Annotated in this window: 9 protein-coding genes and 1 pseudogene; 6 read left to right on the top strand and 4 right to left on the bottom strand. The window is 65.4% G+C overall.

Features of this window, described 5'->3' with window-relative positions:
• The 3 genes from RHBS_RS22035 to RHBS_RS22030 form a co-directional block, all read left to right on the top strand.
• On the top strand, positions 1 to 352 hold a 352-nt coding region (locus tag RHBS_RS22035; RefSeq protein ID WP_187298594.1), incomplete at its 5' end, for a LysE family transporter.
• Positions 353 to 369: 17 nt separating this feature from the next.
• Complete coding sequence (locus RHBS_RS29215) at positions 370 to 510, top strand: hypothetical protein (RefSeq protein ID WP_236745401.1); 141 nt, start codon at positions 370 to 372, stop codon at positions 508 to 510.
• Positions 507 to 890, top strand: coding sequence for a YchJ family protein (locus RHBS_RS22030; protein WP_121869661.1), 384 nt, complete (start codon positions 507 to 509; stop codon positions 888 to 890). Before RHBS_RS29215 ends, RHBS_RS22030 begins: the two co-directional genes overlap by 4 nt.
• Here the strand turns inward: RHBS_RS22030 and RHBS_RS22025 are convergent.
• A complete protein-coding gene (locus RHBS_RS22025; RefSeq protein WP_121869660.1) occupies positions 887 to 1,303 on the bottom strand; it encodes a DUF5997 family protein in 417 nt (138 codons plus the stop codon). The genes RHBS_RS22030 and RHBS_RS22025 overlap by 4 nt on opposite strands.
• A gap of 78 nt (positions 1,304 to 1,381) precedes the next feature.
• On the opposite strand from RHBS_RS22025, the gene RHBS_RS22020 reads away from it, so the two are divergent.
• From RHBS_RS22020 to RHBS_RS22015, 3 genes are all read left to right on the top strand, one after another.
• Positions 1,382 to 2,365, top strand: a complete 984-nt coding sequence (locus RHBS_RS22020) for a LysR family transcriptional regulator (RefSeq protein ID WP_121869659.1) — start codon at positions 1,382 to 1,384, stop codon at positions 2,363 to 2,365.
• Positions 2,366 to 2,444: 79 nt separating this feature from the next.
• A complete protein-coding gene (locus tag RHBS_RS31925) occupies positions 2,445 to 2,615 on the top strand; it encodes a hypothetical protein (RefSeq protein WP_306303569.1) in 171 nt (56 codons plus the stop codon).
• Between the two features lie 14 nt (positions 2,616 to 2,629).
• Positions 2,630 to 4,210, top strand: a complete 1,581-nt coding sequence (locus RHBS_RS22015) for an HNH endonuclease signature motif containing protein (RefSeq protein ID WP_306303568.1) — start codon at positions 2,630 to 2,632, stop codon at positions 4,208 to 4,210.
• A gap of 284 nt (positions 4,211 to 4,494) precedes the next feature.
• On the opposite strand, the gene RHBS_RS22010 is transcribed toward RHBS_RS22015, so the two are convergent.
• The 3 genes and pseudogenes from RHBS_RS22010 to RHBS_RS22000 all read right to left on the bottom strand — a co-directional run.
• Positions 4,495 to 4,869 carry an RNA-binding S4 domain-containing protein gene (locus RHBS_RS22010; RefSeq protein ID WP_032394350.1) on the bottom strand — a complete coding sequence of 125 codons (375 nt, stop codon included), beginning with the start codon at positions 4,867 to 4,869 and terminating at the stop codon, positions 4,495 to 4,497.
• A gap of 33 nt (positions 4,870 to 4,902) precedes the next feature.
• Positions 4,903 to 5,721, bottom strand: coding sequence for a carboxylating nicotinate-nucleotide diphosphorylase (gene nadC, locus RHBS_RS22005; protein WP_128646429.1), 819 nt, complete (start codon positions 5,719 to 5,721; stop codon positions 4,903 to 4,905).
• A gap of 57 nt (positions 5,722 to 5,778) precedes the next feature.
• Positions 5,779 to 6,793, bottom strand: a pseudogene (locus RHBS_RS22000) (L-aspartate oxidase); the annotation flags it as partial.

Below are 6,793 nucleotides of genomic sequence, written 5' to 3'. Positions count from 1 at the left end.
GCCGCCCCGGCCGACGTCGCCGACGCCCCCGGCAGTGGCGGACCGTGGCACGACGATGCTCGCCCGCGGCTTCCTCGTCAACGCCAGCAACCCGAAAGCCGTCGTCTTCATGGTTGCGGTGCTCCCCCAGTTCCTAGATCCGACGCGACCTCTCGTCGTTCAGTACCTGGTGATCGCCGCGACGATGGTGGCGGTCGACATGCTCGTGATGACGGGGTACACCTCGCTGGCCTCGCGGGTGCTGCGCTTGATGAAATCGCAGCGCCAGCAGAAGACGATGAACCGCACGTTCGCCGGGCTGTTCTTTGCCGCCGCAACGTTCTTGGCGACCGTTCGGCGCGTGACTCCGTGAGGAAGTACCGCGTGCACATGAAGAATGCCCTCGGCGGCGATCCGATTCCACTGGGACTGTTCGACACTCTTCTCGAGGCCAACACCTGGATCCAGGACGTCGGCAAGCGTGACGAGCACGAACTGGGCACCTACACGGTCGAAGTAGTCGACGAGTGAGCGGACGGTGTCCGTGTTCGAGTGGTGACACGTTCGACGCCTGTTGCGAGCCGTACCTGCGCGGCGATGCGAGCGCGCCTACAGCCGAAAAGCTGATGCGATCACGATTCACCGCGTTCGCCGTCGCAGATGTGGACTATCTCCGCGCATCGTGGCATTCCGACACTGCACCGGCCGAACTGGAGTTGGACCCCGATCAGCGGTGGTATCGACTCGACGTTCTCGCAATCGAGGCCGGTGGCTTGTTCGACGACGCGGGAACCGTCGAGTTCAAGGCCCGGTACAAGCATCCCGACGGGGCGGGCTCGATGAGTGAGGTGAGCCGCTTCGTCCGAGTGGACGGCCGGTGGCTCTACCTCGACGGGATCGTCTCGCGCTAGAGGTTGCGCAGCTTTGTCGGTCGGTTGCCCGAGGTACGACGCGCTTCCTGCTTCTCCTTGATGCGTTCGGCATCCTTGCGCACCTGAACCTGGGTGCGACGCTCGCGAACGAGCCACTGGGGCGGGCTGGCGACGAGTTCGTCGATCGCCTCGCTGGTCAGCGCTTCGGTGACACCGCCGCGGGCCAGCCCTGCGATGGATACGCCCAGCTTCTTCGCGATGACGTCGCGCGGGAAGGGTCCGTTGGTCTGCAGGTCGGTCAACCACTGCGGCGGATCGCTGCGCAGTGCGTCCAGGTCGGACCTGCTGATCATCGAGTTCTGGAATTCTTCGGGTGCTGCGGGAAGGTAGATGCCGAGCTTGTTCGCCGCGGTCAATGGCTTCATGGTCTGCTGCTTGTTCTCCGGGCTCACCGGAACAGCTTATCCGGCCGTCGGCGCTCTCGACGCCACCGTCCCTCACTGCCCTCCTCGTCCCATAGGCTCGACACTGTGAACATCGATGTGCAGACACTGCGCTGGTACGCGGCGGTAGCGCAGCAACTGCATTTCGCGCGCGCTGCTCAGTCGCTGGGAATCTCGCGAATCCGCTTGAGCAAGACGGTCGTGGAACTCGAGGAACAGCTCGGCGTCGACCTGTTCGTGCCGGGTGCCTCCCCCACCGAACTCACTGCCGACGGCCGCGATCTGCTCGAGCGGGCGCTGGTGGAGATCGCCGAGGACGATCGGCTCTCGGAACTCGCGCAGGTTGCTGCTGCCGAGCCGACGACGTTCACCATCGGATACGCCGAAGGTGTGACGCTGACGAAGTGGACGCGTATCTGGGCGGATCGTTTTCCGGACGTCACGCTGTCCGTGGTGGCGACGACGCCGGAGACACAGGTGTCGGCTTTGCACGAGGGCACGGTCGATGTGAGCTTCGTTCGACCGCCGATCGACCGCGATGGCCTCAACGCGATCGGTCTCTATCAAGAAGTGCAGGTCGTGGTGGTCCCGAAAGACCACGCGGTCGCCGCATTCGATTCGGTCACCGCAACCGATCTCGCCGACGAGCATCTGCTCGCCGAACCAGCGACGGTGCCCGAATGGGCAGCGGTGGCAACCGAACTCGTGGTCGGCAATCGACCGGAACTGCCCCCGATGAATTCCGTCGCCGAGACGTTCGAGTACGTGGCCGCCGGGCTGGGGGTGGCGATCGTGCCGCACTCGGTCGCCCGATTCAACGCCCGTAGGGACCTCGTCTACCGCCCGGTGACCGACGTCGAGCAGTCGCAGATTGCACTGGCCTGGGTCGCCGAACGCGAGGACGACCGCATCGAGGAATTCATCGGCATCGTCCGCGGCCGCTCGACCCGCAGCTCACGCGGACCGTCGGACGAAACACCGTTCAAGAAGAAGAAAGCGCACCCCTCGAAACCTGCTCGCCCCGTTGCCAAGACGAAGACGAACGCCCGACGCAGCGGCAAGCGTCGCTGACGTCTGCATCTCGCGCCGCCCCGAATCCATGAGAACGTGTGTTCGAGAGTGTGTCGGTGGGTCGCGGTAGATTCTGTTCATGCTTTCAGGGGACGGCGGATCAGGGGTGGACGGCATCGATACGGTGCCGCCCACCCCTGAGGTGTCCGATCCGAAGTTGTCGATGTTGGTCGACCGGGTCGAGTCCGCGGCGGCGGAGTTGGCGGAACAGGCGTCGGTGTCGTGGACGAATGCGGATCGCGTGCGGTGATCCAACGGATGGAGATGCTGACCCGATCCCTGTCGGCGTACTCGTACACCTGGCTCAACGAACTCATCGGTCAGCACGGCCTCGATGTGTATCCGGGGTCGGTGCCGTCGTCGGTGGCGTGGATGCTGCGGATCACCCCACGAGCAGCGGGTGCACGAGTGCGTCTGGCGGCGGAGTTGGGTGACCGGACCGCGTTCTCGGGTGAAGTACTGCCGCCGTTGCTGCCGCGAACTGCCGAAGCACTGCGGTCGGGGTTGCTCAATGCCAAGCATGTGCAGATGATCCGCGAATTCTTCAGACATCTCCCCTCGAGTGTCGATCCGCAGACCCGCGATCTCGCCGAACAGCAATTGGTGACAGAGGCGAAGAAGTTCCGGCCCGACGACTTCGCGCCGGTCGTCGCGCACTTGGACTCGATCCTCAACCCCGACGGCGACCACGACGACGATGACGAAGACGAGGACGAGGACGAGGACGAGGACGGAAAGCCGAGGCCACGGAAGCGGAGGGATGCGTTCTTCTACCTCGGTGAGCAGGGTGCCGACGGTATGTCGGAAGGAAAGTTCTGCGTCGACCCCGAACTACGCGCCTACCTCGAAGCCCTGTTCTCCAAAGCCGCGAAACCTGGCGTCAACAACCCCGCGGACCCGACGTCCGTCGTCCATGACGAGACCGACGAGACCGACAGCACTTCCGGCAGCAAGGACAGCACGACCCCTGGTGCCGAGAGTGACGGTGCGCGTCCCGATCCTGCAGTAGCTGAACCGGATTCGCCTCCATCGGGTGGTGTCTGCGATACCGAGACCCCACCGCACCCACAGCCGGACGACGGTCCGACGAGCGATGCGGGACTGTGGGGCGACGGTCCATGCGACGGTGACGGCTCGTCCGGCGACGGCATCGACTGCGGTTGCGGCACAGGGCCCGACGACACAGCCGAACCCGACGACACAGCCGATGCCGATACAGACGGCGGCGGCGACGAAGCGCTGGGTAAGGCTGCAGCACGCGACGCTGCCGCCGCGCGGGATATCCGCACCCAACGCGAACGCCATCACGACGCCCTGAAACTGGCGCTCCGGCAGACACTCGCCTCCGGCACCCTCGGCACACATCGAGGCCTGCCCGTCACCGCTATCGTCACCATGACACTGAAAGATCTCGAAGCTGGCTGCGGTTACGCGATGACCGGCACCGGCTCCCGCGTCTCGATTCGCGACGCAATCCGCATGGCCTCCCACGCCCACCACTACCTGACGATCTTCGACGACCACGGCAGGGCGTTGTACCTCGGCCGCTCGAAACGCATCGCCTCCGCCGATCAACGCATCGTGCTCATCGCCCGCGACCGTGGCTGCAGCTTCCCCTCCTGCACTCGCCCGGCAACGTGGTGCCAAGCCCATCACGTCACCGACTGGGTCGACGGCGGCTACACCGACATCGACGGATTGACCTTCGGCTGCGACATGCACCACGCACTCGTCGGCACCGGACCAGGAAAGTGGGCGACCACCGAAACCGGAGCAGGACATCGCTATCCGGGTCGCACCCTGTGGCATCCACCCACCGGAATGGACCCACGCAGGCGCGGCTGATCAATCACGCACACCACCCCGAGGAAGTGCTGTACCCACCCGACCAGCCCGACGAAACCGGTTACGAAGAACCACGCCAACCCGCCTGACGACCCACACAAGCGTCAGGGCACAGCCCTGCCTACACGCGCGTAGGGATCTTTCAGCGAACCGGGTGACGCTTTCGATTGTGAATCAGAACAGCTGTTCCGAGTCCCACTGACATCAACAGAAGCGGTGCGGCGATGACAAGGGAAGCGTCGATGGCCAGAAACAGAATGGGTAACTGAAAGGAGCCGGGAGCACTAGAGGCCCAGGCCCCGCAGTCGGTCGATTTCACGACGATCGCGCTTGGTGGGCCTGCCCGCCCCTCGATCACGCCTCGGTACGGAGGCCAGAACTTCTTTCGGTGGCGGCGGCGGACTGCGATCGATCAAGCACTCGGGAACGACCGCTGCGCCGACACGTTTGGTGATGGCCCGCACCACGACGACGATCTTCTCCACCCCATCGGCCCGGAGTCTGATCTCGTCGTCGGGGCCGATGCGATGCCCGGGTTTGGCGGGAGTTCCGTTGACGCGGACGTGTCCGCCGCGGCAGGCAGCAGCCGCGGCAGACCGCGTCTTGAACAACCGGACCGCCCAGATCCAACTGTCGAGGCGGACACTCTGAACTTCCATCTTCGAAAGCAGTCCTCACATTGCGAGGCTCGACTACATGTCCAGGCCGAGATCGAGCACTGTCACCGAGTGTGTCAGACCGCCCACCGCGAGGAAGTCGACCCCCGTGCGCGCGTAGTCCCGAGCCACGTCGACGGTCAGGCCGCCCGAGGATTCCAGCTTCGTCTGCGGCGCGTGGGTGGCGCGACGTTGCACCGCCATCTGCGTCTGCCACAGCGGAAAATTGTCCAGCAGAACCAGTTCTACGTTCTCGCCGAGCACCTGGTCGAGTTGCTCTAGGCTGTCGACCTCGACCTCGCACGCGATGTCGGGAGCCGCAGCCCGCACCGCGTTCAAGGCAGCGACGACCGAACCTGCAGCCGCCACGTGATTGTCCTTGATGAGCGCGGCATCGCCCAGACCCATCCGATGATTGACGCCGCCGCCGGCACGAACGGCGTACTTCTGCAGTGAACGCAGCCCCGGCAACGTCTTTCGACTGTCCCGGATCTTGCACTCGGTGTCGGCGACCTCGGCGACCCAGCCGGCCGTCGCGGTGGCGATCCCCGAAAGGTGACAGACGATGTTGAGCATCGTGCGTTCGGCAGTGAGCAAACCCCGAGTCGGGGCCTCGACCGTGAGAACGGCCTGTCCCGGTTCGACCTCGGATCCGTCCCCGATGCGGTTCACGACGGAGTACTGGTCGGCTCCGATCACCTCGTCGAGAACCAGGAGACCGACATCGATCCCGGCGATCGTGCCGAAGTGACGCGAGACCACCGATGCCGTGGCGACGGCATTCTCGGGAACCGTTGCCAGCGTGGTGATGTCGGGTCCGTACCGCAGGTCCTCGTCGAGCGCGGTCCTGATCAGTGCGAGTACCTCGCGCGATCGACGCCCGGGTTCACCTCGTTCGGGGTGTCGGTCATGTCAGTGCGCTCCCGTCATCACATCGTCGTTCACTATCGTCAACTGCCCGCCCTGATCTCGTTCGACGAACAGACTGCGGCGTTGCGCCGGATCACTCTCCGGGACATCGCGTCGGGTATGGCACCCTCGGCTCTCGCGGCGCTCGGACGCGGCCAGCACGATCACCTCTGCCGCAGCGGTCAGCGCTGCATCCTCGACTGCGCGCGCATCGACCGGTGGTTCCGATACCACGCCGTGCGCCAGAATACGTTGCGCTGCAGCAAGACCCGTTGCATCCCGTACGACGCCGACCTCGGCGGTCATGGTGCGCTGCAGCACCGCGCGGTCGATACGGCGATACGTGGGCAATGCGACATCCGAAATGCCTCCGCTTCGGCCGACCCGTTCGGCAGCCAAGTAGGCCGCACGGTCGCCGACGACGAGACCCTCGAGCAGACTGTTCGACGCCAATCTGTTGGCACCGTGCAGCCCGGTGCGCGCCACTTCGCCCGCGGCCAGCAAGCGGGAACCGAGGTGCGTCCGGACGTATCCGTCGCCACGCCCCCGCACGAATAGTGCGCTGCAGGTGCCACCGGAATCAGGTCCGTCGCCGGATCGATGCCGGCACCAAGGCACGAGGCGGTCACGGTCGGGAACCGTTCGTGGACGCGTTCGACCATGCGGGCGTCCAGCAGCACGTGGTCGTCACCGCTGACGTGCAGCAGTTCGGCGATGGCGCGGGACACCACGTCGCGTGGCGCGAGGTCACCGAGCGGGTGCACTCCCGCCATGAAGGGCCTGCCTGCGACATCGAGAAGCCGAGCTCCCTCTCCTCGCACCGCCTCGCTGATCAACGGGCGGCGGCCCGTGGACCCGGCGGCGAACAGCACCGTCGGATGGAACTGCACGAATTCCAGATCCGCGATCCGGGCACCGGCGTCGAGTGCGAGCGCAATACCATCGGCCGTCGCGCCGGGTGGGTTGGTGCTGCACGAGAAGAGTTGTCCCAGTCCGCCGGTGGCGAGCAGCACCGTCG

Origin of the sequence: Rhodococcus sp. BS-15 (assembly GCF_000813105.1) — a bacterium.
Classification (GTDB): Bacteria; Actinomycetota; Actinomycetes; order Mycobacteriales; family Mycobacteriaceae; genus Rhodococcoides.
Note: the sequence above shows the minus strand (reverse complement) of the source record. Positions and strands in the feature narration are given on the sequence as shown.

Bases quoted from the DNA above. Each gene is read 5' to 3' on its own strand.
- RHBS_RS22010 (WP_032394350.1), bottom strand. From the start codon at position 4,869: ATGGAAGTTCAGAGTGTCCGCCTCGACAGTTGGATCTGGGCGGTCCGG.
- RHBS_RS22015 (WP_306303568.1), top strand. From the start codon at position 2,630: ATGCTGACCCGATCCCTGTCGGCGTACTCGTACACCTGGCTCAACGAA.
- RHBS_RS31925 (WP_306303569.1), top strand. From the start codon at position 2,445: ATGCTTTCAGGGGACGGCGGATCAGGGGTGGACGGCATCGATACGGTG.
- RHBS_RS29215 (WP_236745401.1), top strand. From the start codon at position 370: ATGAAGAATGCCCTCGGCGGCGATCCGATTCCACTGGGACTGTTCGAC.